Annotated in this window: 26 protein-coding genes; 13 read left to right on the forward strand and 13 right to left on the reverse strand. The window is 38.5% G+C overall.

Going from position 1 to position 25,391, the window contains the following annotated elements:
• Window positions 1–7 precede the first annotated feature (7 nt).
• The 3 genes from ABLC00_RS04410 to trxB form a co-directional block, all read right to left on the reverse strand.
• The gene (locus ABLC00_RS04410; protein WP_002052085.1) at window positions 8–823 is read right to left on the reverse strand and encodes an arginyltransferase; all 816 of its coding nucleotides are present in this window, start codon (window positions 821–823) and stop codon (window positions 8–10) included.
• An 18-nt stretch (window positions 824–841) separates the two neighbouring features.
• Window positions 842–1,573 (reverse strand): leucyl/phenylalanyl-tRNA--protein transferase, encoded by a 732-nt coding sequence (aat, locus tag ABLC00_RS04415; RefSeq protein ID WP_004710244.1) that lies wholly within the window; start codon window positions 1,571–1,573, stop codon window positions 842–844.
• A 119-nt stretch (window positions 1,574–1,692) separates the two neighbouring features.
• Window positions 1,693–2,640 (reverse strand): thioredoxin-disulfide reductase, encoded by a 948-nt coding sequence (trxB, locus tag ABLC00_RS04420; RefSeq protein ID WP_033846636.1) that lies wholly within the window; start codon window positions 2,638–2,640, stop codon window positions 1,693–1,695.
• Between the two features lie 269 nt (window positions 2,641–2,909).
• Between trxB and ABLC00_RS04425 the strand changes: the two genes are divergently transcribed.
• Together ABLC00_RS04425 and rhtC are read left to right on the forward strand one after the other, a co-directional pair.
• Window positions 2,910–5,942: a DNA translocase FtsK gene (locus ABLC00_RS04425; protein ID WP_033846637.1), complete on the forward strand. Its 3,033-nt coding sequence runs from the start codon at window positions 2,910–2,912 to the stop codon at window positions 5,940–5,942.
• Between the two features lie 148 nt (window positions 5,943–6,090).
• On the forward strand, window positions 6,091–6,711 hold the full coding sequence (gene rhtC / locus ABLC00_RS04430) for a threonine export protein RhtC (protein WP_002052086.1): 621 nt from the start codon (window positions 6,091–6,093) through the stop codon (window positions 6,709–6,711).
• 103 nt (window positions 6,712–6,814) lie between these two features.
• Here rhtC and ABLC00_RS04435 read toward each other — a convergent pair whose 3' ends face one another.
• The 7 genes from ABLC00_RS04435 to ABLC00_RS04465 form a co-directional block, all read right to left on the reverse strand.
• Entirely contained in the window at window positions 6,815–7,339 is a 525-nt protein-coding gene (locus ABLC00_RS04435) for a tyrosyl-tRNA synthetase (RefSeq protein WP_033846638.1), read from the reverse strand.
• A 147-nt stretch (window positions 7,340–7,486) separates the two neighbouring features.
• Window positions 7,487–7,774, reverse strand: coding sequence for a PA4642 family protein (locus tag ABLC00_RS04440; RefSeq protein ID WP_001218560.1), 288 nt, complete (start codon window positions 7,772–7,774; stop codon window positions 7,487–7,489).
• A gap of 83 nt (window positions 7,775–7,857) precedes the next feature.
• Window positions 7,858–8,130 carry a cell division topological specificity factor MinE gene (minE, locus tag ABLC00_RS04445; protein ID WP_000896934.1) on the reverse strand — a complete coding sequence of 91 codons (273 nt, stop codon included), beginning with the start codon at window positions 8,128–8,130 and terminating at the stop codon, window positions 7,858–7,860.
• Window positions 8,131–8,132: 2 nt separating this feature from the next.
• Complete coding sequence (minD, locus tag ABLC00_RS04450; protein WP_001074362.1) at window positions 8,133–8,945, reverse strand: septum site-determining protein MinD; 813 nt, start codon at window positions 8,943–8,945, stop codon at window positions 8,133–8,135.
• Window positions 8,946–9,015: 70 nt separating this feature from the next.
• Window positions 9,016–9,738, reverse strand: coding sequence for a septum site-determining protein MinC (gene minC / locus ABLC00_RS04455; RefSeq protein ID WP_031997463.1), 723 nt, complete (start codon window positions 9,736–9,738; stop codon window positions 9,016–9,018).
• 121 nt (window positions 9,739–9,859) lie between these two features.
• Entirely contained in the window at window positions 9,860–10,906 is a 1,047-nt protein-coding gene (locus ABLC00_RS04460) for a hypothetical protein (protein ID WP_033846639.1), read from the reverse strand.
• A 14-nt stretch (window positions 10,907–10,920) separates the two neighbouring features.
• Window positions 10,921–11,847, reverse strand: coding sequence for an acyltransferase (locus ABLC00_RS04465; protein WP_002051994.1), 927 nt, complete (start codon window positions 11,845–11,847; stop codon window positions 10,921–10,923).
• Between the two features lie 245 nt (window positions 11,848–12,092).
• On the opposite strand from ABLC00_RS04465, the gene ABLC00_RS04470 reads away from it, so the two are divergent.
• The 10 genes from ABLC00_RS04470 (at window position 12,093) to ABLC00_RS04515 (ending at window position 22,095) form a co-directional block, all read left to right on the forward strand.
• Entirely contained in the window at window positions 12,093–12,746 is a 654-nt protein-coding gene (locus ABLC00_RS04470) for an OmpA family protein (protein ID WP_033846640.1), read from the forward strand.
• A gap of 193 nt (window positions 12,747–12,939) precedes the next feature.
• Window positions 12,940–14,979 (forward strand): UvrD-helicase domain-containing protein, encoded by a 2,040-nt coding sequence (locus ABLC00_RS04475; protein ID WP_002052000.1) that lies wholly within the window; start codon window positions 12,940–12,942, stop codon window positions 14,977–14,979.
• Between the two features lie 24 nt (window positions 14,980–15,003).
• Entirely contained in the window at window positions 15,004–15,456 is a 453-nt protein-coding gene (gene dut, locus ABLC00_RS04480) for a dUTP diphosphatase (RefSeq protein WP_004710234.1), read from the forward strand.
• Between the two features lie 188 nt (window positions 15,457–15,644).
• Window positions 15,645–17,063, forward strand: a complete 1,419-nt coding sequence (locus ABLC00_RS04485) for a phosphomannomutase/phosphoglucomutase (protein WP_033846641.1) — start codon at window positions 15,645–15,647, stop codon at window positions 17,061–17,063.
• 14 nt (window positions 17,064–17,077) lie between these two features.
• Window positions 17,078–17,986: an acetylglutamate kinase gene (gene argB, locus ABLC00_RS04490; protein ID WP_002052003.1), complete on the forward strand. Its 909-nt coding sequence runs from the start codon at window positions 17,078–17,080 to the stop codon at window positions 17,984–17,986.
• A gap of 118 nt (window positions 17,987–18,104) precedes the next feature.
• On the forward strand, window positions 18,105–18,887 hold the full coding sequence (locus tag ABLC00_RS04495) for a GNAT family N-acetyltransferase (RefSeq protein WP_004710230.1): 783 nt from the start codon (window positions 18,105–18,107) through the stop codon (window positions 18,885–18,887).
• Window positions 18,888–18,995: 108 nt separating this feature from the next.
• The gene (locus ABLC00_RS04500) at window positions 18,996–19,844 is read left to right on the forward strand and encodes a class II glutamine amidotransferase (RefSeq protein ID WP_022575107.1); all 849 of its coding nucleotides are present in this window, start codon (window positions 18,996–18,998) and stop codon (window positions 19,842–19,844) included.
• Between the two features lie 252 nt (window positions 19,845–20,096).
• Window positions 20,097–20,552 carry a bacteriohemerythrin gene (locus tag ABLC00_RS04505; protein WP_000782976.1) on the forward strand — a complete coding sequence of 152 codons (456 nt, stop codon included), beginning with the start codon at window positions 20,097–20,099 and terminating at the stop codon, window positions 20,550–20,552.
• Between the two features lie 152 nt (window positions 20,553–20,704).
• Window positions 20,705–21,772: a membrane protein gene (locus tag ABLC00_RS04510; RefSeq protein WP_033846680.1), complete on the forward strand. Its 1,068-nt coding sequence runs from the start codon at window positions 20,705–20,707 to the stop codon at window positions 21,770–21,772.
• Window positions 21,772–22,095, forward strand: coding sequence for an RnfH family protein (locus ABLC00_RS04515; RefSeq protein ID WP_002052062.1), 324 nt, complete (start codon window positions 21,772–21,774; stop codon window positions 22,093–22,095). Before ABLC00_RS04510 ends, ABLC00_RS04515 begins: the two co-directional genes overlap by 1 nt.
• Before the next feature lie 55 nt (window positions 22,096–22,150).
• Here the strand turns inward: ABLC00_RS04515 and ABLC00_RS04520 are convergent, their stop codons facing one another.
• A complete protein-coding gene (locus ABLC00_RS04520) occupies window positions 22,151–22,549 on the reverse strand; it encodes an outer membrane protein assembly factor BamE (RefSeq protein WP_001170994.1) in 399 nt (132 codons plus the stop codon).
• Between the two features lie 111 nt (window positions 22,550–22,660).
• Between ABLC00_RS04520 and fur the strand changes: the two genes are divergently transcribed.
• Complete coding sequence (gene fur, locus ABLC00_RS04525) at window positions 22,661–23,098, forward strand: ferric iron uptake transcriptional regulator (protein ID WP_002052029.1); 438 nt, start codon at window positions 22,661–22,663, stop codon at window positions 23,096–23,098.
• 69 nt (window positions 23,099–23,167) lie between these two features.
• Here the strand turns inward: fur and ABLC00_RS04530 are convergent, their stop codons facing one another.
• Together ABLC00_RS04530 and ABLC00_RS04535 are read right to left on the reverse strand one after the other, a co-directional pair.
• Window positions 23,168–24,286, reverse strand: a complete 1,119-nt coding sequence (locus ABLC00_RS04530) for a PilT/PilU family type 4a pilus ATPase (RefSeq protein WP_002052019.1) — start codon at window positions 24,284–24,286, stop codon at window positions 23,168–23,170.
• 27 nt (window positions 24,287–24,313) lie between these two features.
• Entirely contained in the window at window positions 24,314–25,351 is a 1,038-nt protein-coding gene (locus ABLC00_RS04535) for a type IV pilus twitching motility protein PilT (protein ID WP_006581387.1), read from the reverse strand.
• Window positions 25,352–25,391: the final 40 nt, after the last annotated feature.

Here is a 25,391-nt window from a genome sequence, read left to right on the forward strand (position 1 = left end):
AATCAGATTATTTAATAATTAAATTATTCCATTCAGAAGGTAACGTTGTCATGAGAGAGTTACCTAACTGATTAATCTCCTCTGGCGATAATGATCTATTTAAGCGGCGCCATTGCCCATCTAATAAAAGTTCTAGTGGAGTATATTGAGACTTATAATTCATTTTAGCTGAGTGGGGTACCCAATAGCCTAAGTAAAGATATTCTAAACCAAGTGATTTTACATATTCGATCTGATTCAAAATTGAATAAACACCTAAAGATCTGCGGTGCTCGTCTGGGTCGAAAAATGTATAGACCGCAGATAATCCATCATCCATTAAATCACATGTAGAAACGCTAATTAGACGATTATCTTTCCATAACTCTAAGAAGAAACTATCTGTACAACTATGAACTAGGAATTTTTCAAATTGATCTAAACTTGGCGGAAACATATCACCATCGGCATGGCGCTCGTTAATGTAACGTTCATATAAATCATAATGAATTTGTGCAGCTTGCCGTGTTGGCAGAACAGTCATGGTAAGGTCTTGATTCCGCTTCCATGCTTTTTTTTGCATACTGTTCATTTGGAAGTCGGCAACTGGTACACGACAAGACAAACACTGTCTGCATAAATGACATTCAGGACGATATACAAAGTCACCACTACGACGAAAACCTAATCGCGATAACTCTGACAGAGTCACCACATCAATTCGGTGAATCGGGTCTAAAAAGACCATACGTGCTGACTTATTTTCTAAATAGCTGCAATCGTGAGGTGGAGTAATATAGTACTGCAGATCATTTAAAAGGGACTTCGGGTGATATGATTTCATGATTGGTCCCTCCTGTTATCATTCCATTAATTTTGCATTTAATGCTATTGTTTTACTTGAAAATACACGTTCTTGATACTTTTTCCAATTGATAGAGGGGTGAATAATTACATCTTGTAACGATTTAAGATATTCCTGCCGAGAAAGTGTACAAGCCCCCAAGCTAATTAAGTGACTATTTACCAGTTGGCAGTCGACCCAAGGAAGCTGATTTTCTTGACCGATTAACATTAAAGTATAAAAAGCCATTTTAGAAACATCGGTTTGAGTACTAAACATAGACTCGCCAAAACAACCCTTACCAATCGTAACTCCATATAAACCGCCTACCAGCTGTTTGTCTTGCCAAACTTCTATGCTGTAGCCATAACCTGAATTAAACAACGCGCAGTAACCTTGAATAATATCTTCGCTAATCCAAGTTTCGTTAGCATAACTTCGAGGTAGTGAACATGAACGAATGACTTGTTCAAAAGCACGGTTTACCGTAATGGTGTAATCGTGCTTTTTCATGTTCCGAATGAGCGATTTACTTGGTTTATAGTTTTGAGGGTAAATCACACAGCGTGGTTCAGGACTCCACCAACAAATAGGTTCATCTTCATTAAACCAAGGAAAGAGTCCGTGAGTATATGCTTCATAGAGGGTAGAAGGGGAGAGGTCAGCACCAATGCAAATTAGACCATGACCATCTGGATCGGCTTCCTCTGGATCTGGAAAAATATATTGAGATAGAGGTAGTATGTTCATAAAACTAAAATAATGTGTGCTTAAGGGTTATGCTATAAAAATTAATTTGAGGCAGCCAGCAATTATTATAAATGATAAAAAAACAGCCGTTTTATAACGGCTGTTTGAAATATCTAAACTTAAAGATTATCTAGATATTTTTCTGCATCTAATGCTGCCATACAGCCTGAACCAGCTGAAGTAATGGCTTGACGGTAGATACTGTCAGCAACATCACCCGCAGCGAAAACACCTGCTACAGAAGTTGCTGTTGCATTACCTGAAGTACCGCTTTGTACTTGAATATAGCCATCACGTAAGTTTAACTGGCCTTCAAACATTCCAGTGTTTGGCTTATGACCAATGGCAATAAATAAGCCTTGAACTTGTACATCTTGTTTGCTTTCATCTTTTGTAGATTTTAAGCGAACACCTGTTACGCCAGTATTGTCACCAAGGACTTCTTCAACTTCATGATTCCAAATAATACTGATCTTGCCTTCTTTTTCTTTAGCAAATAAGTGATCTTGTAAAATCTTCTCAGAGCGTAAAGAATCGCGGCGATGAACCAGTGTTACATGTTCAGCAATATTTGATAAATAAAGCGCTTCTTCAACAGCGGTGTTACCACCACCTACAACCATTACTTTTTGGTTTTTATAGAAGAAGCCATCACATGTTGCACATGCGCTCACGCCTTGGCCCATAAACTTTTGTTCAGACTCTAAACCAAGATATTGAGCTGTCGCACCAGTTGCAATAATTAATGCATCACAAGTGTACTCATCCATATCACCTTTAAGAACAAAAGGACGTACATTTAAGTCCACTTCATTAATATGGTCATAGACGAGTTCAGTACCGAAGCGTTCAGCATGTGCTTGCATACGGTCCATTAAAGCAGGACCAGTCAAACCTTCAGGATCGCCCGGCCAGTTGTCAACTTCGGTTGTCGTTGTAAGTTGGCCGCCAAGTTGTAAACCAGCAATAAGTGTTGGTTTAAGATTTGCACGTGCTGCATATACAGCTGCACTATAACCCGCAGGACCAGAACCGAGAATAATTAACCGAGAATGACGAGCACTCATTGAGGGTATCCTTATTTATTTCGAGAATTTTGAAAATTATACGTGAAATTGCCGACCAATAGCGTGAAATCAATGTGGATAATATTGATCAGGACAATCGAATTAAGTTATATAACAATATAGAAGAGCCTTATGTTAACAACAACTGTAAAGAATCATGCACCTTTTTTGTAAGAACAGGTGCATAATATAAAGTTCATTCGTTGAAGATCTGAAATGTAGGTCTTCACATCTCTAAACCAATAATTAAATGGGTTACAGGACAGTATATGACTGCGGTGTCAAGTGTTTATGCACAGCGCTTATTGATGACATTATTCTTGGTCTCTTTTGGTATTTATATGTTTCTGGCGACAGTAACATATACGCCATTTGATCCGGGCTGGATGCATATTTCAAGTGATACTCAGCAAGTATCCAATGCAAGTGGTATTGCCGGTGCATGGATTGCAGATTTGCTGTTTGGCTTTTTAGGTTGGGCAAGTTTACTTATTCCAATTTTCTTATTTGTTGAAGCGATTCAAGTCTGGTGGCCGCATAGTTTTCTAAACCGTCCATTCCGTTATGCTGCTCAGTTCTTCTTAATTCTTGTTGTGTCTAGTTTGCTTTACTTACACTGGAATGTACCTGCAGATACTTTAGATAATGCGGCAGGTGGGATTATTGGTTATGAATTAGGGCAGAGCTTATCTCAACTGTTAACAATTTATGGTGCGACCTTATTTTTATTGGTTTTCGGAGTGGTATTGTTCACTTTGGCATTTGGGGTGCAGTGGAGCAAAACATGGGTTACGCTCAAAGCAATGCCGAGTTATTTACAAGATTTATTCTATAAGAATGTATCGCCAAATGAATCTGCTTATGATTTAACTACACAGCCTGCAAATAAAACAGCAACGGTAAAAGTTGCCGAGATGCCTAATGCTGACGTTACTGATGAAGCAGAGCTAAATGTTCAGCCAGAAAAAACTCAAACCAAAGCTAGCTCTACACGACACGATGAAATGGCGGAGCGTTTATTTGCCGATGTGTTAGCGAAAGAGCAAAGTCAGTCTGAAACTGTTGAAGAAAAACCAGCGCCTCAGCCAGAAAACTTTGAGCGTACGCTTGAACAAGCTCAACAGCTTAAAAAAGACAGTGAGCGTTTAGTAGCGACAGGTGAGGTTTGGCGTGCCCTACAGCGCGATGATGCAAGTCATAAGCAAGAAATTGATGCACTGTTAAGAGCTGCGGATGATTCAAATGAACATCCAAGTCATGAGCAATTCCAAGAAACGGCTTATCAGGCTAAACAAGCACAACCTCAAGCATCGAATATTCATCAAGTCTTAGATTGGAATGATGATGAGATTTTTGATGAATTGCTTGCAGCAGTTCCAAATAGTAAAACTGCTACTGATGTACATACTCCGTTCGTTCAAGATCATCATGTTGAATCAGCAGTAGCACCGCAAACAACTCATCCATCAGTTGAAACATCTGCACCTGTATCAAATTTAAATCAGTCACCTAAAAACTTATCAAATGAACAAGTATTTGATGATTTTGATGACTTATTAATTGATGAAGATATTGCCCCAGCAACTCAACCGGTCAAAGCAAGTAGCTATGCGCAATCTTCAGCATTTGTAAAAGCTCCTATTCAAACTACGATTGGTGCAGAGAAGCTTTCAAAAGAAGAATTCATTGAAGCTTGGCAAGAAACTGCTGGAAAGCCAGAAGACAATCTTGAGGATGAATTCGATTTTGATGCGCCATTAACAGATGCATCAGGTCGACCAATGTCGCGTGCAATGCAGGTAGCCAAAAAGCGTTTAGATTTACCAACATTACCGGGTTTTGAATTACTTGATAAGGTTGACCCAAATAAGAAAGTTAACTTTACCGAAGAGCAGCTTTCGCGTTTGTCTGAATTGCTTGAGATTAAATTACAAGAATTTAATGTGAAGGCGCAGGTTGTTGAAGCTCAGCCTGGTCCAGTTGTTACACGTTTTGAATTAGATTTAGCACCGGGTGTGAAAGCATCTAAAGTGACTAATATTTCCCGTGACTTGGCGCGCTCAATGTCTATGGCGTCTGTACGTGTTGTAGAGGTTATTCCGGGTAAACCATATATTGGCATTGAAGTACCAAATAGTGCCCGTGAAATGGTACGTTTAATTGAGCTGTTGGAAACACCAGCATATCGTGACCCAAGTGCTCTGATTAGTATGGCAATGGGTAAAGATATTTCGGGTAATCCGGTACTAACAGACTTGGCAAAAGCACCGCATATGTTAGTTGCGGGTACAACTGGCTCAGGTAAATCTGTTGCCGTTAACTCGATGATTTTGTCGATGTTACTTAAATATACGCCAGATCAATTACGTTTAATTTTAATTGACCCGAAACAGCTTGAATTGGCTAACTATAACGATATTCCGCATTTATTAACGCCTGTAGTCACTGACATGAAAGATGCAGTTAGTGCACTAAACTGGTGTGTAAATGAAATGGAACGCCGTTATAAGCTTATGTCGTTCCTCAAAATTCGTAAATTAAGTGACTACAACCGAAAAGTTGAAGAAGCAATTGCGAATGGAGAAGACTTGATTGATCCAACATGGAAACCAAGTGATTCAGCGACACAAGAGCGTGCACCTCGTTTAACGCCATTACCATCAATTGTGATTGTGGCAGATGAGTTCGCCGACATGATCATGCAGGTAGGTAAGAAAGCAGAAGAAATGATTACGCGTTTGGCGCAAAAATCTCGTGCTGCTGGTATTCACCTGTTACTTGCAACTCAGCGTCCATCGGTAGATGTTATTACGGGTCTTATTAAAGCCAATATTCCAACGCGTGTAGCTTTACGTGTAAACAGTAAAATTGACTCACGTACTATTTTGGATGCAGGTGGTGCAGAAGACTTGTTAGGCCATGGTGATATGCTGTTCTTAGGGCCAGGTAAAATTGAGCCAGAACGTGTACATGGTGCATTTATTAGTGATGATGAAGTTAACCGTATTTGTGATGCATGGCGTGAACGTGGTGAACCAGACTACGTAGATGAGATCTTAACACCATTTGATGAAGAGCCAGCTTCGCGTGGCTTTGAAGAGGGTGATGGTGCTTCAGACCGTGATGCACTTTATGACCAATGTGTATCGTTTGTCCTAGAAACTCGTAAGGCATCTACATCATCATTACAGCGTAAGTTTAGCTTAGGTTATAACCGTGCTGCCCGCATTATCGACCAAATGGAAGAGAATGGTATTGTGAGTGCTATGGGTGCTAATGGTAAGCGCGATATTTTAGTTTAATATCTATAGTTAAAATTAAGCCTCTTCGGAGGCTTTTTTATGGTTAAAAATAATAATTACTACGGGCAGTTTGAGATTTTATCAAATAGTAAAAAATGCTAATGTGTGCTTCTCAATAAATAACAATGAAACAAATCAGGAGGACAACATGTTAGTCGCGTTAATTACGTTAGCTTTTATTCATTTTTGTGCGCTTATTACTCCAGGGCCTGATTTTTTTCTGGTATCGCAGACCGCAGTGAGCCGCTCTCGTAAAGAAGCCATGTTAGTTGTGGCAGGAATAACAGCAGGTGTTATGTTTTGGGCTTCTTTAGCATTGATGGGCTTAAATATTATTTTTGAGAAAATGGCTTGGTTAAAGCAAGGGTTACTCATCGCAGGTGGTTTGTACCTATGTTGGTTAGGCTATCAAATGTTGCGTTCAGCATTTTCAAAAGATCAGCAGCAAGAGGTTACAGCTGTTGAGTTGCCTAAAGCACCTTACTTATTTTTTATGAAGGGATTACTCACCAATTTATCGAATCCTAAAGCCGTGATTTATTTTGGTAGTGTATTCTCTTTATTTTTAGCTAACCCTCAGCTTGATCAAGTTCATTGGTTGCTTTTTATTATTGTGTCGGTTGAAACGATTTTATGGTTCTGCTTTGTGACTTTTATTTTCTCATTACCGAGTTTCAGAGTAGCTTACCGTAATTTTTCAAAATGGATTGATGGTATTTCCGGTGGTATTTTCACCGTGTTTGGTATTTTCTTGATTGGAAACCGGTAAATCTAGACAATAAAAAAAGCCTCTTAAAGAGGCTTTTTAAATCACTAAATTTTAGTATTTTTAAAATATCAATAAGTTAAATTTTAGATCATTTATACAGGAATCATATAATAAAACTGATAAGAATCAGTAGCCACATAATAGAACCTATAGTAATTAAAGTGATTTGAGATGTATTGAATTTCTCTTGCTCAATTGTCGTTTCTATTTGTTTTTGTGCATAGTTCAGTGCTTTAAATGCTGGTATTAAGAATATAATATCGCAGAGAGAGATGAGCCAATAGGGCTCTGGTAAGTAAACCAGTAAATTCGTAATTAGATATGCTAAATACATCCAGCCTGACGAGAAGTCATGAGGATATTCTTGTTCTTTTGAATAGGTTTTTATTCGATTAAATAGTGAATATAAAAAGAATATAGAAAAAACTGCACGGGCAGCAGGCATAATATTTAATTTATCTTTGATTAGAAAAAATCGCCATGCTTTAAATACCCACCAAATTTGGTATAGGCCAAAGGAAATTATGGATAGAACGATAAACTTATTAAGGCTAATAACTTTTAAATTTTCTATATGATTTGATTGGATAGATTGTGTTTGATTTAAATTAATAGGTTCTGGATTCATGAATTTATATTTGGAATGAAATAGTGCTGATGACTTTAAGATTATTTTTTATAAAAGTAAATAATTTAGATACTTGAATAAACCACATAATCTATCTACTAAGTTCTACCAAGATAGATTATGTAGTCTTATTCAAATAAAAGAAGCTTAAGCAAACTTTGCTAAAACTTCTAAAAACGGCGCTGATTGACGCGGAAACTTAGCAATCACGTCATGAATGCGTTCACCTTCCGGATTTGTTGCATTGATATCTCGTCCATCTGCAACGAATTTAGTCAAAAGACGTTCATAGTCATTTGGACGCATATGTTTGAAAGCATGGTAGAGCACATGAAAGTCTGCATTCACACCATTTGGAGGAAGTTGGTTGAGGTAGGCAAAAACACGCTCATCGGACCATTCTTCATTGAAAGTTGCTGGCTGTGATAATGCCATGACAATCTCCTCATTTTAAAAAAGGCAAAATAACTTGCGTTATTTTGCCTTGATTCTGATTTATTGAATAGTCAGAAATAGAATTATCGTTCTTCAGGTAAATTGATATTCATTTCTAACATTTCGATATTTGCTTCAGAACGAACTTGCATTTGGATATGCTGTTCGCCTACACCGCTTACATAACGACTGACCACCTGCATGATTTCTTTCTTCATTTGGTCAATCTTGTCTTGGCTTAAACGACGGCCTAAACCTTGTTCTGATGCAACAATAACTTTTAAACGATCTTTGGCAGTTTGAGCACTTGATGGTTTTTCTTCACTGCTAAATAATTTACTCCAGAATCCTGCCATATCTACGCTCCAAATAGTCGTGCTAACCAGCCTTTAGGTTGAGCTGTGATGTGTCGATAAGGGCGGTCTTCGCCAAGAAAGCGAGCAACCAAGTCATCATACGCTTGGCCAGCTTTAGTTTCTGAGTACAGAATAACTGGTTTACCTTCGTTTGATGCTTGTAATACACTTGGACATTCAGGAATAACACCTAATGTCGGTACGCGTAAAATATCTTTAGAAATATCATCAATCGTCAGCATTTCCTGACGGTCAGCACGTTCAGGGTTAAAACGTGTAATACATAAATGCTTACGTATACGTCCTTCGTTGTGTTCAACTTTTTTAGTTTTGCTGTCTAACATTCCGATGATGCGGTCAGAGTCACGTACTGAAGAAATTTCAGGGTTTGTCACAATGATTGCTTCATCTGCATGGTACATTGCTAAAATCGCACCACGCTCGATCCCCGCAGGTGAGTCACAAATAATGTAATCAAATTCTTGAGAAAGCTCATCAATTACACGAGCAACACCTTCGTCGCTCAAAGCATCTTTATCACGGGTTTGTGAAGCCGGCAAAATGTAAAGGTTTTCGATATCTTTATCGCGAATAAGGGCTTGTTGCAGACGTGCTTCATTATTAATTACGTTGACGAAATCATAAACAACACGACGCTCACACCCCATAATTAAATCAAGGTTACGTAAGCCTACATCAAAGTCAATCACAACAGTTTTATGACCACGAAGGGCTAAACCTGTTGCAAAAGATGCACTCGTTGTAGTTTTACCTACACCACCTTTGCCTGATGTTACGACAACAATTTTGGCCACCGAATCCACTCCTATTATGGTCATACATACACCCTTAAAAGGGCTGTTTTTTGGTGATTTGCTTAATAAACTAAAGTTCTAGAGCTTCAAATTCAAGCTCTTGCTTTTCATTTAAATAAATATGTACTGGCTTTTTTACCACATGTTTAGGGATATCATCTGCGACACAATATGTTCCGGCAATGGAAACGAGTTCAGCCTCTAAAGATTGGCAAAAAATGCGTGCAGCAGCGTGCCCACCCGCACCAGCAATGACTCTACCACGAACCGTGCCATAAATATGTATATTTCCTGAAGCAATCACTTCAGATCCACTATTCATGCCAGCTTTTAAAATAATATCGCCTTGGTCTTGTACAAGAGATTGGCCTGTACGCAAAATTTCATCATGATAAGAGGTAATATGGGCAACTGCATTATTATTTAGTGGTTTTTTTGTTTCTGTTGAAGCTTGTGCAGGGGCAGCTTTATCTACAATTGCAACTTGCTCCGCAGTTGCTTTAATGCGTTGTAATGGCTGGTCTGCCGGTAATACAGGGAACTGAATGGCGCGTGCTTCATCACCTAAAATACCGTCAATAACCGCCATAGGCTGTAAACCTAAGCTGACTAACAACTGAATTAAAGCAATGAGCTCTTGCTCCACAGTACTATCTATAATAACGACAGTTCCCTGATAGGAACCTTCATTTAGAATATTTGATAATTGCTGGCGGATCACATCATGATCATTCGTATCGAAGGTTATCCTGCTAAAGTTAACCATTCTGCCGGTAATCCGGATATCAGCCATAAGTCTTCCTTCAAGGCGTTAAAACGAGCTGTAATATCGTTAAGTTTATTGTAAATAGAGCAAATGCTAGAACAAATCGTGCCAATTCTCTAGCGTGTTTCATAAAAAATTAAGTAAATGCTTATTCTTTGATTCGATCATGCTCCGCAAGGGTTTGTTGCCACTGTTTGACTTTAACTTGTTTGCGAATTGCTTCGAGACTTTCAAACACTACAGACTCTACAAGTTGTTCAAGCTCACGGTTATTAATATTCACGTTACTTATTTTTTCTGAAATTAATTGATAAGTTGCATTGGGCTGTTCTTTTGACCCTTCAATTAAAGGTTCTATTAAACCTGCACTGATATTTTCCCCAAGTCTTTGACCAATACTTTGAATTTGCTGTTCAATACGGCCTCCGACTAAAGGAATTAAGCGTAATAATTGGGTTAATTCTGGCGTATCTTCTATGGCTTGATCAACAATTTGTCCAACACCTTTTGTAATTGCGGGCTTTTGTTCTTTTAATGCTGTAGCTAAGGATTCTTGTAATATGGAGGTCAGGGTAACCGTAAATTGTTCACGATGATGGTTAACCAGCTCATGGATAATTTGCTTATGTGTTGAGCTTGTTTGAAGCTCATTACGAATGCCATCAATAACCGTAATAACCACACGATCAGATAGCTCTTCCATAACGACACGATAATAAAATAAACCGTTTTTTCTCCAGCTTTCAGGAATAACCGGATAGCCTAATTCATATAAGCGATAGGCAATAATGCCGGCACGAAACAAACGTAAAAAACGCAATTGCGGAATGATGGCTAAAATTTCATACCAGTGAATAAATGGAAAGAAGAACCAACGTTTATGGTGTTTATAAACAATAGAAATGCCCCAACGGACAAAAAATTCAGTAATTAAAAAGCCAATAAACCAAGCTTCTGTCGTAATTACCCATGGGTGTAAATAGGTTTTATAAAAGCTGAGTACTTGGGGCAAGTGAATATGTTCGAAAAACCATGCCCCAATACTGCTCATTAAAAAGAAATTTGCTGCAAGACAGAACAGATTGAAAATAATAATAAACACCATAAAGATGTCATAAACCAAAAACAGCTTAAATGAAATGCTGTTTGGGTCCTTATGGTAATATTGTGCTTGTTTTCTGGAACTGTTTTGCATAGCTATAAATGCTTTTAATGAGTTGAAGTAGTATATCGAGCTTTCATTTGTTCGATGAGTTGATCTTTTTCAGTCCAGAGTTCATGTACCCATTGTTGAAAACGCTCACGGTAAACTGGGTCATCTTCGTAGTTACCGCCGAGTACCCAAGCTGGTATTTCAATTTTACGAAGATTTACCGCAATTTGTGAAACATCACCTAACCAGAAATCGCCATAACCTGGTACACCGTCAGGGTAGACAATCGTCATATCAACTAAAGCATCAATTTTGTCGCCTAAAATATTTAAAGCCAGTGCCAAACCACCTGCTTTAGGTTTTAGTAAGTGTTTATATGGCGAATTTTGTTGATCATGTTTTTCCTGAGTAAAGCGTGTACCTTCCAAATAGTTTAATAATGTAAAAGGTTGGCTTAAGAGCTGTTCGCATGCTTTACGTGCTTCCATCATATCGCGGTCTTTTAATTCAGGGTTTTTCGCGATTTGCTCTTTGGTATGACGTTTCATCATTGGGAAGCCTAAAATTTTAAATGCTTGACCAACGAATGGAATAAAGATGAGTTCCCACTTGGTAAAAAAACGGGTAAGTGGCATACGGGTTAAGCCGAAATACTGGTTTACAGTCGTATCAACCCAACTTTGATGGTTACAAGTCATTAAGTAACGGCCTTGCATACTTAAATCAAGACCTTCATCGATCGTAATGTCCCATTTTAAATTAGGTAGAACATGGTCAATGAGCCAATTGTTGACACTGAGCCAGCTATTTGTAATTTGAATGTTGGTTTCATCTACTTTGGATGATTTTTTAAATAACTTGGTTAAACCCAAAGCCAATACAGGTGGTCCATGAAAAAAGGTGCTACCTGTAATGACTGTACCGACAGTGAGTCCACGTGTAATTTTTTTTAGCGCAGATTGCTTATTGGGTGCAGTTGACATATAAATGGCCCCGAATATCCAAAATCCATAGAAAGTTGTTCAACTATAACTATCATGAAATGAAATACAACGGTATCTTAGACAACAATGAAGAAATTGTGATGAGTGCACGTCTTAAAGTGCATCAAAATATTACAAAAAACTAACTAAACTGTTTATTATTAACAAAATATCAATGTTTTATACTTCCTTTTTGTTTCATTATTCATCCAGACAACAAAACACACAAAGTGAGGAGGCATGCAATGCGTGCATTAGTTATTTCAACAGTCGTAGGGGCAGCAGTAGTACTTTCTGGTTGTCAGACAACAGGTAACAACCTTGGTGGAATTGAATACGATAAAGCCGCGTTAGGTACATTAATCGGCGCAGCAGCAGGTTATGGTATTTCTAAATCAAGTGCAAACTCTAGCCGTCAAAACAACCGTGCTGCGGCAATCGGTGCAGTTCTTGGTTCAGCTGGTGGTTTATATCTTGACCAAAAAGAGAAAAAATTACGTGAACAAATGGCGGGTACTGGTGTAGAAGTAGGCCGTAACCCAGATGGTTCTGTTCAATTGATCATGCCTGGTAGCATCACTTTTGATACGAACAAATCAAACATCAAGCCAAACTTCTATGCAACTTTGGACAAAGTAGCGCAAACATTGGCTGAAGATAACAAGAGTGCGATTTTAGTTACTGGTTACACAGATAACACAGGTAATGACTCTATCAATATTCCATTATCTCAAGCACGTGCTCAATCAGTTAAAATCTATTTAGCTGGTAAAGGCGTTTCTTCAAGCCGTATCGATGCACAAGGTTATGGTTCTTCTAACCCAATCGCAGACAACTCAACTGCTTCTGGTCGTGAACAAAACCGTCGTGTAGAAATCAGCATTTATGCTAAACAATAAGATTTAATTTATTGTTTCAAAAACCACCTTCGGGTGGTTTTTTTATGGGTGCAGTACAAGAAATAATCACGACATTCTGCGGCGCATAAATTGCATTATTAGACATCATTTATACATATCCGTAGATTTACTATTGGGATTCTAAAAAAGAGATGACTATAATCATGCTCGAAAAATTAAGAGGTAATACACGATGTCATCTGCCAGTCAATTGAACGACAAGCAAGAAGAAGCCATGAAATATACTCAAGGCCCTTTATTGGTGCTTGCTGGTGCTGGTTCAGGTAAAACATCGGTAATTACTCGTAAAATTGCCTATTTGGTGCAACATTGCCGTATTCCAGCGCATCGTATTACAGCGATGACTTTTACTAATAAAGCTGCACGTGAAATGAAAGAGCGTGTAACCAAGCTTTTATCACGCGAAGAGGCAAAAGGTTTATCAGTCTCGACTTTCCATACTTTTGGTTTAAATCTTTTACGTTTAGAACTTAAAAATTTACCTTTAAAAGCCAATTTTTCGATTTTGGATGCAGATGACTGTAAACGTATTTTGATGGACCTGATGCATCGCGATAATTTGTCAGGTGCTGAGAGTAAAGAGTTAATTGCCAAGGCAATGAAGAAAATCTCAGATTGGAAAAATGATCTGATTTTGCCAGAACAAGCACATTCGACGTGTGAAACACCCGAAGATGTTCAATTTGCCCATCTTTACCAACTTTATGAGCGTAATTTACGTGCCTACAATGCAGTCGACTTTGATGATCTAATCGTTATGCCAACACGATTACTGCAAGAAAATGCAGAGGTACGTGATAAGTGGCAAAACCGTGTTCGTTATTTATTGGTCGATGAATATCAAGATACCAACACTGCACAATATATTTTAGTGAAACTATTGGTTGGTGTAATGGGGCAGTTTACTGCCGTTGGTGATGATGACCAGTCGATTTATGCATGGCGAGGGGCGAAGCCTGAAAACATGGCTTTGCTTAAACAGGATTTTCCAAATTTACATATTATTAAGCTTGAGCAAAATTACCGTTCGACCAGCCGTATTTTGAAAGCTGCAAACTGTGTGATTCAAAATAACCCGCATATTTTTGATAAGAAATTGTGGAGTGATAAAGGCCATGGTGAGGTCATTAGAATTATTACCTGTCGTAATGATGACGATGAAGCTGAACGTGTAGTCAAAGACTTACTGACTCATAAACTGATGAATGGTAAGAACTGGAAAGATTACGCTGTATTGTACCGTGGTAACTTTCAGGCGCGTGTATTAGAAACCCAGCTTCGCCAAATGCAGATTCCGTATAAGCTCTCTGGCGGTACATCATTCTTCGCTCGTGCAGAAATTAAAGACGTAATGAGCTACTTACGTCTTATTATTAACCCTGAAGATGACAGTGCTTTTCTACGTATCATTAATACGCCTAAACGTGCGATTGGCCCAGTTACTCTTGAGAAGCTAGGATTATTTGCGCAAGAAAATAATTTGTCTTTACTTGGTGCCTCTTCCGACCAGCGTTTAAGTATGGTGCTTCCTAAAAAGGCAGAAACTCAATTACATGAGTTTGCTGACTTTATCGCAACGTTTACTCGTGAGTTGTTAGAAGACGATGAGCCTGTACCTAAAGTTCGTCAAATGATGAATGAGGCAGGTTATATCGACTATATTCGTGAGCAGTCTGCAACACCTGCTCAAGAGAAAAGTAAGCTCGATAACATCGAGAATTTATTTACCAGTATTCAAAATCTGATTAATCGTGCAGAAGATGTTGATGAAAAGAACATTGAAAGCGTTATTCGAAAACTGGTCTTGCTCGATTTGTTAGAACAACAGCAAGAAGAAGAGGACACTGACAAAGTAAACCTACTTACTTTGCATGCAGCAAAAGGTTTGGAGTTCCCATTTGTGTATATTATGGGACTTGAAGAAGAGCTTTTACCGCATAAGAACTCGATTGCAGCTGAAACCATTGAAGAAGAACGCCGTCTTATGTACGTGGGAATCACTCGTGCACGTCAAGGCTTAACTTTAACTTTGGCAGAACAGCGTAAAAATGGTGGTCAAATGAAACAAATGACCCCAAGCCGTTTCCTTGATGAGCTTCCACAAGACGAGCTCGAATGGTTAGGGCGTAAAAAGAAAATTGCAGCAAATGTTGACCCTAAAGAACAGGCTCAACAATATTTGGCAAATTTAAAAGCTTTATTAAAGCGTTAATTTTTTTAATTTTTAGGAAATCCCATGAAAGTTCAAGTTAAATTGCTCGATCCACGTTTAGGTAAAGAATGGCCTTTACCTTCGTATGCAACAGCAGGATCAGCAGGTTTAGATTTACGTGCCTGTTTAGATGAAGCAATTGATATTGAACCAGGCCAAACTGTATTAGTTAAAACAGGTATGGCAATTTATATTCATGATGTGAATTTTGCTGGTTTAATTTTGCCACGTTCAGGTTTAGGTCATAAACACGGCATTGTTCTGGGTAACTTGGTCGGATTAATTGACTCAGACTATCAAGGCGAATTGATGGTTTCAGTTTGGAACCGTGGTCAAACCGCATTCCGTTTAGAACCAGGTGAACGTTTAGCACAATATGTTTTAGTCCCAGTTGTTCAGGCTGAGTTTGAACAAGTAGAGGAATTTGAAGAAACTTTACGCGGTGCTGGTGGCTTTGGTCACACTGGTAAACAATAATTAACTTATAAAAAATAATGAAAAGAAACGCCTGTTTTACAGGTGTTTCTTTTTATACCTTGAATGTTACAATGAATTATATTACAACACGCTTTACTCATACTCTTTTAACTTTTTTAGCAAATACCTTTTTGAATACTCTATATTTTTGCGATAGATCAGATTGATCTTTAAATAGAAGATACGCTATGAATGTAAGACACTCATTCCCAAAAAATATTTTCCGTGCTTACGATATTAGAGGCAAACTTTCTTATTTAACTACGGATGTCGTCCGTTCAATTGCCTATGGATTGGCACAACAATATAAACAAGCAGAACAAACTCAACTGGTCATTGGTTATGATGCCAGGCTTACAAGCCCAGCTTATGCGCATTTAATTGAAGAGATATTAGTAGAGCAGGGCCTCAAAGTTACAAACATTGGTTGTTGCTCAACTCCGATGATGTATTACATTGCACGTGAGTTTGGTGGTAATGGAATTATGGTGACAGCTAGCCATAATCCAAAATCAGATAATGGTATTAAGTGGATTTTAAAAAGCGAACCTCCATCTCCAGAAATGATTCAGCAAGTAGGTGAGTTCGCGCAAACTTATGTTCCTACTCATCCGATTTCATTATTAGAATTATCAACCCCTCAATTTAAATCAGAATTTTGCAAAAAATATCAGCAAGCCATCTTTGACGACATTCAACTCAAACGTCCATTAAAAGTAGTGTTAGATGGTTTACATGGTTCGGCAGGGCACTGTGCGAAACTGGTACTCGAAAAGATGGGCTGTGAGGTTATTGCCTTACGTACGACGCCAAATGGCGAATTCCCTGATCATGCGCCAGACCCTTCACATGCTGCACATTTGAAAGAGTTACGTAAAACAATTGTCGAACAAAGAGCAGATATTGGTATTGCGCTTGATGGTGATGGTGACCGCGTCGTATTACTCGATGAAAAAGCCAACATACTTACAGCTGATCGGTTACTGTCGCTATTTGCACAAATGTGTCTGGAACAGCAGCCCGATAAAGAAATTGTATTTGATGTGAAATGTTCGCTTATGGTTCAAAGAACCGTAGAGCGACTCGGTGGTAAACCGAAAATGATTCGTACGGGTAGCAGTTTCCTCCGTTCATACTTGTCTAAGTCCAAAGGCCTAGCCATTTTTGGTGGCGAATATGCTGGCCACTATGTGTTTAATGACGGACGTGGTTTTGGGTATGACGATGGTATATATGCTGCACTGCGTGTAATGGAATATTTCACCGAGTCTAGTGCCGCAACAGTTTCGGATTTATTTTCTATTTATCCTGAAAGATGCTGTACCGAAGATACCTATATCAGTACTCACCAATCAGATCCTAAGCATGTACTGCAAGACATTGAAATTTTGAGCCATCGTTTAGGCGCTCATATTAGTAAAATTGATGGCGTACGTCTTGATTTTGATGATGGTTTTGGCATTATTCGAGCATCAAATACGGGTGAGTATTTTACCGTAAGATTTGACGCTGATAGTCCTTTGCGTTTAAAGGAAATCCAGCAAAAATTTATTGATATGTTGCAAGAGCGTTACCCGCAAATTGCACAAGAACTTTCTGAGGCCTAATAAGGAGAGGCGCAATGCCACAAGATCAGCATCTCGGCGTCGACAAAGCAAAAATCTTGATTGAAGCTTTGCCATATATTCAACGTTTTTCTGGTAAGACGCTGGTGGTGAAATACGGTGGTAATGCGATGACTGATCCGGAATTGGAAAGTTCATTTGCTCGCGATATCGTTTTACTTAAAACTGTGGGCTTAAACCCGGTTGTTGTACATGGTGGTGGCCCACAAGTTGACTCTTTCTTGAAGCAATTAGGCCGTGAGTCTGACCGTATTGACGGTATGCGTGTGACCGATGAAGCCACTATGGAAGTGGTTGAAATGGTATTAGGTGGTAGCGTAAACAAATCCATTGTTAATTTAATTAATAAACATGGTGGACGTGCGATTGGCCTCACGGGTCAAGACGGCAATCTTTTACGTGCCCGTAAATTATTAATGGAAAAGCACGAAGAAGACGGTTCTATCAAACATATCGACTTAGGTATGGTGGGTGAAGTGACTGGGGTAAAAACAGACGTATTGGAGATGTTTACTCAAAGTGACTTTATTCCTGTTATTGCTCCTTTAGGCGTTGATGAAAAAGGTAATACTTACAACATTAATGCTGACTTAGTAGCTGGCAAGGTTGCTGAAGCACTGGGTGCAGAAAAATTAATTCTGCTTACGAATATTACCGGCGTATTAGATGAAAACAAAAATCTCTTAACCGGATTAACCACACAAGAAGTTGACCGTTTAATTGAGACAGGTGTGATTTACGGCGGAATGATTCCTAAAGTAGGTTGTGCATTAGATGCTGTAAAAGGCGGTGTCGTGAGTGCTCATATTGTTGATGGCCGTGTACCGCACGCGACATTACTTGAAATCTTTACAGACCATGGTGTAGGTACGCTCATTTCTAACCGTACTCATTCAGCCCACTAAAATTATTATTTTCATTAAAAGATCACGCTAAGTGGTCTTTTTTTATGCCATTTAATTTTGGTCATTTTTTTGTCATGAGCTTTGACTAGTGTAGGGGGTGTCACTAGGAGCGTTCATTATGCTGGAAAAATTTAATCAATATCGCCAAACGTGGACTTTACCTCTAAATCGCCATAAGGCTACGAATCAAACACAATTTCGCTTTGAATGGGTTGATAATTTAAAAGAATTACAAGATGTACAACGGTTTCGTGCACAACAATTTAGTAAACAGTTCGGTATTCATTTTGAAGATAACTTAGATCAAGATATTTACGACTTTAGCTGTGAGCATGCAGTATTACGTGAGAAATGGACGGGAGAGATTGTAGCTTATACACGCCTCAAACTCTTTCAGGGCCATGAAATTGCACAAAGCTATAGTGCTCATGAATTTGATATTGTTCCCCACTTATCACATTTGCCAAATGTATTGGAAATAGGGCGTACCTGTGTACATCCACGTTTCCGTAATGGAAAGGCCCTTTCAACATTATGGTTGAATCTTGCACCTAAAGTGTTGTGGTCAATGCGCGCTAAATATTTAATGGGCTGTGTCAGTATTCATCTGCAAGATAACTTGGCCAGAGCGTACTATACGCACCGTCAGATTCAGCAATTACCAGACAGTAAGACCATCGATATTCGTTCTAAAAAAATTTATGAACCTGAATATCCTGAGTTCAGCTTTCCTCAAGATGAACGCATGCCGAAACTGTTTCAAATGTATTTGAGTATGCAGTCTAAACTATCTAAAGATGCCTTTTTTGATGCTGAATTTAATTGTCTCGACTATTTTGTATTTTTGGAAGTGAATAAAATCGCAACTTCTTTTGTAATGAACAAAATGGCTCAGCGATAAAGATATCTTATATTTTGTAATAGCGAGCGCATATTGGGATTTACAAGCTATTTTACTCTCATGCACAATAGTATGTATGAGGTAATGAAGCGAAAAGTTTAAAACAATATGTGCCAGCTATTAGGAATGAATTGTGCAACACCAACGGATATCACTTTTTCTTTCCGTGGTTTTTCACAGCGCGCAGGAATTACCTCTGACCATAGTGATGGTTTTGGTATAGCCTTTTTTGAAGATAAGGCATGCCGATTATTTGTAGACAACCAGTCTGCAGTTGAATCACCAATTGCTGATCTTATACGTAATTATCCTATCAAATCACGTAACGTAATCGCGCATATTCGTAAGGCAACCCAAGGCAAAATTACACTTGAGAACTCACATCCTTTTATTCGTGAGCTATGGGGACGTCACTGGATTTTTGCTCATAATGGCGATTTACATGATTTTAATCCACCCTTGAGTGGGCGTTTTACACCAGTAGGAAATACTGATAGTGAAAGAGCATTTTGTTATTTATTAGACCAGCTTGTAGAAGTATTTGGCTATGAAGAACCAAGTCTTGAACAGATATTTGAAGTGCTAGAGAAAGTTTCTCCACAAATTGCGGAATATGGCACATTTAATTTCTGTTTATCTAATGGCAAAGCTTTATTTAGTTATGCAATTACTAAATTGCATTGGCTCGTTCGTGAATATCCATTTAATAATGCGCATTTAATCGATTTAGATGTCGAAGTCGATTTTAGTCAAGTAACGACTCCTGAAGATCGGGTTGCAGTAATAACCACTGAGCCTTTAACACATAATGAAACTTGGACAGCATATCAACCTGGTGAAATGATTTTATTTCAACATGGCCAGCCTATAAAAAAAGCAATAACACATGTTGAAAGATTAATACGTGAAGAAAAAAATCCTGAACTTAAACGTATTACTCGTGCAGATCAGTATTAAATCTTCAGTAAAAATAAATGTAATTGCTTGGCTAATATATATTTCACTTAATTAATAATAAAGTATTTTGTTTAAAAAATACTTTATTGTTTTAGTTGGTTAATATTATTAAATATTTTATAAATCAAAAACTTAATTAATTATTTATTTTTATTTATATAAAGCCGACAAAATAGGTTTGTTTTTATTTATACCCTTTAAAGATAAGATGCGTTTTATGCAACAGTCATTGATCATCATTGGGGGTGGTGTATGAAAATGAAATGGGCTTCAGAATATAATACGGGTATTGATGTTATTGATGAGCAACATAAACGAATACTCGATTATATTAATGAGATTGATGATGTAAAAGATGATGAAGATAGACGTCGTATTAAAGATGTTTTAGACAATATTATCGATTATACACAGTCACATTTTACCTTTGAAGAAAGTTTGCAAGAAGAAGCTGATTATAAATATAGAGTACCTCATAAACGCGTACATGACTTGTTTATTAAAAAAATAGAGTTATATCGTGAGCGTTTTGAAATGGGGCATACTATAGAAGCTGAATTACAAGAAATTTTAGCTAAATGGTTAATTAATCATATTCAACATGATGATGCTGATTATGTAGGAGCAGTAAAAGAAAATATGATGGGGATTATTAGAGAAAAAGAAAAGAAGAAAGGAAAGAACTGGTTCGCCCGTTTTTTCTCATAAATTTAACTCGAAAAACTCTAATATACAGTTAGCGCGGCAAACTATCGTTTCGGTGGTTTGCTTTTTTTATTGTGCAGACTTTGATTTTCATGCATGAGACGGGCAAAATATCTAAAGACTTTTTCAAGGAATGCATAATGCAGGACATACCTATGTCACGTTGGTTATCGCCTCTTATGGCGTTTTGCTTATCTTTTGTCATCATGGCCACTTTGGCACCAACCATGGGCATCCAGATTGATCGTCAGCTCGATTTCTGGTTATTGTGGTTTGGCACAATGTTGTTATTGGCATTACCAGTTTGTTATTTGGAAATTGCTTTAGCAAAACGATCTAAAACAACCGCTTTAAATGCGTTATCGAGTTTAACTCGTGAAGCAGATAGTTCACCTAAATGGCGCGTGGTTGGCTGGCTTGCTGTTGTTTTTATTCCTTTCTTAGCGGGTAATGTACTGAGCACTGCAAGCAATATATTAGTTGCGCAGTTTGCCCCAGGCGTTTCCGGTCAAATCATTTTTGCGGGCCTTGCCGTTGCTGCCTTGGTCTTATCATTTATTCCTCGTCAAATTCTTGTTTTGTTAATGACCATAGGGGTAATCGCTTCTATTGTGTTGGCAAATATGATGGGTACGACGTTACAGCCTTGGCATTGGACCAATGTAGAGTTTAAAGAGTGGGGTAATGCAACCGTACTTGCACTTGTAGCGAGCGGGTTAGGGTTAGGACTTTACTGGCAAAATAGTGTTGGTACTGTTCAGACTCAAGACGGTGCAACTAAAACTGTTCTTCCAATTTGGTTGGCTCAGCTCATTGCTGTAATTGCTTTTGGTTTCTTCTCGCTTCAAGCTCAATTACCTGTCTTGACATGGATATTTACTGGCGTGATGACATCAGCATTATTTGTGCAGTTAGCAAGAGAACAACTTGCTCAGCGTCAGCTTATGCCTGTTTTACAATGGGTGATTCTTATTGTTGCGATTGCAGTTTGGGCTGTGCCTGAACTTCATAACTTATTTACGTTGATTCTTATGCTTTGGGGCTTACTCATTAGTTTGATCTATGCAATTTTTGCAGGTTGGATTATGAAAATTAGTCACTTACGTAAATCGATGAATTTCAGCAATGAACTTTTTTATAACCTATGGCGTATTGCTGTACGTATCGTATTGCCGCTTTCAATTATTGTGGCAATGATTGCTGTAATTGGGCAAAGTATCTAATGGAACGCATTCAACAAGTTTGGGTTGCGTTTGCAGCGCCAGAGCAACAGTTTCTAATCTCTGTTCCATTTGAAGAGGGAATGACTGCTTCACAGGCAGTTCAAGTCAGTGGTTTATCAAGTCAAGTTGATTTGCCTGAACCACTTCAGCTCGGCGTTTTTGGAGTAAAAGTAGAAGCTGATGCCGTGCTACATGCAGGTGATCGAGTTGAGGTTTATAGACCTTTAACGATTAATCCAAAAGATATTCGTAGAAAACGTGCCGCGAAGAACCCAGTAGGCAGATACATTAAAGGCAATCGCTTTAAGCAATCAGCTCAATAAGCAAAACCCCTCAAGTTTTTTCACTTGAGGGGTTTCTTTTTATTAGAAAAAACGATTATAGTGGTGGGGCAGTTAAAATTGCTTCTTTAGAAGCAGGTAAACCTGGTTGCGATTCTGGAATAGTCTCTAAACCTTCAATTTTAGTTACAGTTCCAGTTCCATCAAAGTAAATTTTTAAATGCTGACCATGTGCTGCGGGGATTTTCGCTTTTTTAGCATATGTTCCCGGGATATAGTTGTAGATATAGTCCCAACGTTGTGGATTGAGGGGATCAGTCACTGTTGGGCTACCAAGCAAAAAGCGCACTTGCTGGAAATTCATGCCGACCTGTACTTGAGAGGCTTGAGCTTTAGTCAATGGAGTCCCTTGAGGAATATCAACCTTATATACACCAAAGATTGAACAACCAGCTAGGAGTGAAGTGACGAATAACGTCAGCACGAGTTTTTGCATTTTGCTACACTATCCCAATAAATTATGATGCATTTGATCAAAGGATAGATCATACTTCATATAAATTCTATTGCCTATTCCAACTTGAGATTTGTTGAGAGACCTTTTTTCATGCCTATTTCCAATCAAGATTTGCGCAAAGCTGGACTTAAAGTTACCCTTCCACGAATTAAGATTTTGGAATTATTAGAAAATTCAAAACAACATCATCTTAGCGCTGAAGATATTTACAAGACTTTGTTAGAGCAAGGGGAAGATGTCGGACTTGCGACAGTTTACCGTGTGTTAACACAATTTGAAGCTGCGGGTATTATTCAACGTCATCATTTTGAAAATAATCATTCTGTTTTCGAAATTATGCAAGAAGATCACCACGATCACTTGGTTTGCCAAAACTGCAACAAAGTTATTGAATTTACTAATGATGTTATCGAGAAAGAACAGCATTCTGTAGCAGAACAACATGGGTTTACCTTAACGGGTCACTCATTAAATCTCTATGGTTACTGTAATGAACCTGAATGTCAGGATGCATTGCGCAAGAAATAATCGTTTTCACACAAAGAAAACAAATAAAAAAGGAAGGTTACGTTTAACCTTCCTTTTTTTATGAAGAAATTACTGACGATCAAAAGTTAAATGCTGTTTTTCGTCTGTAATTTGATCAGGCCCTTCATTTGCAAGTTTAATCGTTAAACGTAAATCGTTTGGTGAGTCGGCATGTTTAAGCGCATCTTTATAAGTAATTTGGCCTGCTTTGTATAAATCAAATAAAGCTTGGTCAAAGGTCTGCATACCAAGCTCACGTGAGCGTTTCATCAAGTCCTTAATTTCATGAATTTCACCTTTACGGATATAGTCTGAAATTAATGGTGAGTTAATTAAGATCTCAATCGCTGCACGGCGTGAATTACCATCTGGTGTTGGAATAAGCTGTTGTGCAATCATGGCTTTTAAGTTAAGAGACAAGTCCATGTAAAGCTGGCTATGACGGTCACTTTCAAAGAAGTGAATAATACGGTCGAGTGCTTGGTTGGCATTGTTGGCATGCATTGTAGCTAATACAAGGTGTCCTGTTTCAGCAAAGCCAATTGCGTAGTCCATGACTTCACGAGAGCGGATTTCACCAATTAAGATCACATCTGGCGCTTGTCGTAACGTGTTTTTTAACGCAATTTCGAATGAGTCCGTATCAATACCGACTTCACGTTGAGTAATAATGCAGCCCGCATGTTCGTGAATAAACTCAATCGGGTCCTCAATGGTAATGATATGGCCTTTAGAGTTATGGTTACGATGGCTGATCATTGAAGCCAATGAAGTCGATTTACCTGTACCTGTTGCACCTACGAAAATAATAATGCCGCGTTTGGTCATCGATAAATCTTTAAGCACAGTCGGCAACTGTAAGTCATCAATTGAAGGAATTTTCGTTTCAATTCGACGTAGTACCATACCCGGCATGTCACGTTGCTGAAAAGCACTGACACGAAAACGCGCCGTTTTATCGCGGTTCATGATGGCAAAGTTACATTCACGAGTCTCTGCAAATTCTTTACGTTGTTTTTCACTCATGATGGAATGTAAGAGCTGTCCAATCACTTCACCTGAAAGGCTATTTTTTGAAATTGGAACAATTTGCCCGTTAATCTTCATCGATGGTGCAACACCATCTGTAATAAAAAGATCCGATGATTTTTTTTCAACCATCAGGTTGAGCAAGTCATTAAAATCCATAATTGTATTCTCGCTATTTTATTGTTTTTATAGGAATGATTCAGGCTGTTTCGCCGCTGTACGGGCTGTTTGTGGACTAATTACACCACGTGAAACCAAACCTTTTAGGCTTTGGTCGAGGGTTGTCATGCCATGGTTAGCACCAGTCTGAATAGCTGAATACATTTGTGCGACTTTGTTTTCACGAATTAAGTTACGAATAGCCGGAATACCAATCATAATTTCATGTGCCGCAACACGACCACCACCATTCTTTTTAAGCAGGGTCTGAGAAATAACTGCTTGTAAAGATTCAGACAGCATGGCACGAACCATGTCTTTTTCTTCAGCAGGGAATACGTCAATCACACGGTCAATGGTTTTTGCAGCCGATGTGGTGTGAAGCGTACCAAATACCAAGTGACCTGTTTCGGCAGCAGTAAGTGCTAATCGAATCGTTTCAAGGTCACGCATCTCACCGACTAAAATAATATCTGGGTCTTCACGTAGTGCTGAGCGAAGGGCTTCATTAAAGCCATGTGTATCACGATGCACTTCACGCTGGTTAATCAGACATTTCTTGGACTGATGTACAAATTCGATTGGATCTTCCACCGTTAAAATATGGTCATAGCGGTTTTCATTAATATAATCGAGCATTGCTGCAAGCGTAGTTGATTTACCCGAACCTGTTGGTCCTGTGACCAATACAATACCGCGAGGATAGTCGCAAATATCTTTAAAGATTTGCCCTAGACCTAGATCTTCCATGGTGAGGACTTTAGATGGAATGGTACGAAATACTGCACCAGCACCACGGTTTTGGTTAAATGCATTCACACGGAAACGCGCAACATTCGGTACTTCAAAAGAAAAGTCAGTTTCGAGTTTTTCTTCATAGTCACGGCGCTGTTTATCATTCATGATGTCATAAACGAGGCGGTGGACATCTTTATGTTCTAAGGCTGGCAAGTTAATACGACGAACTTCACCATCGACACGAATCATTGGTGGCATACCAGCTGATAAGTGCAAATCGGATGCGCCATTTTTCACAGAGAAGGCAAGTAGCTCTGTAATATCCATAATTTCCCCAAGTAAATCAAAATATGTCATTATTTTGTAG

Origin of the sequence: Acinetobacter nosocomialis (assembly GCF_041021905.1) — a bacterium.
In the GTDB taxonomy this organism is placed as follows: domain Bacteria; phylum Pseudomonadota; class Gammaproteobacteria; order Pseudomonadales; family Moraxellaceae; genus Acinetobacter; species Acinetobacter nosocomialis.

Excerpts from the sequence above, each read along its gene's own strand:
- ABLC00_RS04410 (WP_002052085.1), bottom strand. The coding sequence starts at position 823 with ATGAAATCATATCACCCGAAGTCCCTTTTAAATGATCTGCAGTACTAT.
- aat (WP_004710244.1), bottom strand. The coding sequence starts at position 1,573 with ATGAACATACTACCTCTATCTCAATATATTTTTCCAGATCCAGAGGAA.
- trxB (WP_033846636.1), bottom strand. The coding sequence starts at position 2,640 with ATGAGTGCTCGTCATTCTCGGTTAATTATTCTCGGTTCTGGTCCTGCG.
- ABLC00_RS04425 (WP_033846637.1), top strand. The coding sequence starts at position 2,910 with ATGACTGCGGTGTCAAGTGTTTATGCACAGCGCTTATTGATGACATTA.
- rhtC (WP_002052086.1), top strand. The coding sequence starts at position 6,091 with ATGTTAGTCGCGTTAATTACGTTAGCTTTTATTCATTTTTGTGCGCTT.
- ABLC00_RS04435 (WP_033846638.1), bottom strand. The coding sequence starts at position 7,339 with ATGAATCCAGAACCTATTAATTTAAATCAAACACAATCTATCCAATCA.
- ABLC00_RS04440 (WP_001218560.1), bottom strand. The coding sequence starts at position 7,774 with ATGGCATTATCACAGCCAGCAACTTTCAATGAAGAATGGTCCGATGAG.
- minE (WP_000896934.1), bottom strand. The coding sequence starts at position 8,130 with ATGGCAGGATTCTGGAGTAAATTATTTAGCAGTGAAGAAAAACCATCA.
- minC (WP_031997463.1), bottom strand. The coding sequence starts at position 9,738 with ATGGCTGATATCCGGATTACCGGCAGAATGGTTAACTTTAGCAGGATA.
- ABLC00_RS04460 (WP_033846639.1), bottom strand. The coding sequence starts at position 10,906 with ATGCAAAACAGTTCCAGAAAACAAGCACAATATTACCATAAGGACCCA.
- ABLC00_RS04465 (WP_002051994.1), bottom strand. The coding sequence starts at position 11,847 with ATGTCAACTGCACCCAATAAGCAATCTGCGCTAAAAAAAATTACACGT.
- ABLC00_RS04470 (WP_033846640.1), top strand. The coding sequence starts at position 12,093 with ATGCGTGCATTAGTTATTTCAACAGTCGTAGGGGCAGCAGTAGTACTT.
- ABLC00_RS04475 (WP_002052000.1), top strand. The coding sequence starts at position 12,940 with ATGTCATCTGCCAGTCAATTGAACGACAAGCAAGAAGAAGCCATGAAA.
- dut (WP_004710234.1), top strand. The coding sequence starts at position 15,004 with ATGAAAGTTCAAGTTAAATTGCTCGATCCACGTTTAGGTAAAGAATGG.
- ABLC00_RS04485 (WP_033846641.1), top strand. The coding sequence starts at position 15,645 with ATGAATGTAAGACACTCATTCCCAAAAAATATTTTCCGTGCTTACGAT.
- argB (WP_002052003.1), top strand. The coding sequence starts at position 17,078 with ATGCCACAAGATCAGCATCTCGGCGTCGACAAAGCAAAAATCTTGATT.
- ABLC00_RS04495 (WP_004710230.1), top strand. The coding sequence starts at position 18,105 with ATGCTGGAAAAATTTAATCAATATCGCCAAACGTGGACTTTACCTCTA.
- ABLC00_RS04500 (WP_022575107.1), top strand. The coding sequence starts at position 18,996 with ATGTGCCAGCTATTAGGAATGAATTGTGCAACACCAACGGATATCACT.
- ABLC00_RS04505 (WP_000782976.1), top strand. The coding sequence starts at position 20,097 with ATGAAAATGAAATGGGCTTCAGAATATAATACGGGTATTGATGTTATT.
- ABLC00_RS04510 (WP_033846680.1), top strand. The coding sequence starts at position 20,705 with ATGTCACGTTGGTTATCGCCTCTTATGGCGTTTTGCTTATCTTTTGTC.
- ABLC00_RS04515 (WP_002052062.1), top strand. The coding sequence starts at position 21,772 with ATGGAACGCATTCAACAAGTTTGGGTTGCGTTTGCAGCGCCAGAGCAA.
- ABLC00_RS04520 (WP_001170994.1), bottom strand. The coding sequence starts at position 22,549 with ATGCAAAAACTCGTGCTGACGTTATTCGTCACTTCACTCCTAGCTGGT.
- fur (WP_002052029.1), top strand. The coding sequence starts at position 22,661 with ATGCCTATTTCCAATCAAGATTTGCGCAAAGCTGGACTTAAAGTTACC.
- ABLC00_RS04530 (WP_002052019.1), bottom strand. The coding sequence starts at position 24,286 with ATGGATTTTAATGACTTGCTCAACCTGATGGTTGAAAAAAAATCATCG.
- ABLC00_RS04535 (WP_006581387.1), bottom strand. The coding sequence starts at position 25,351 with ATGGATATTACAGAGCTACTTGCCTTCTCTGTGAAAAATGGCGCATCC.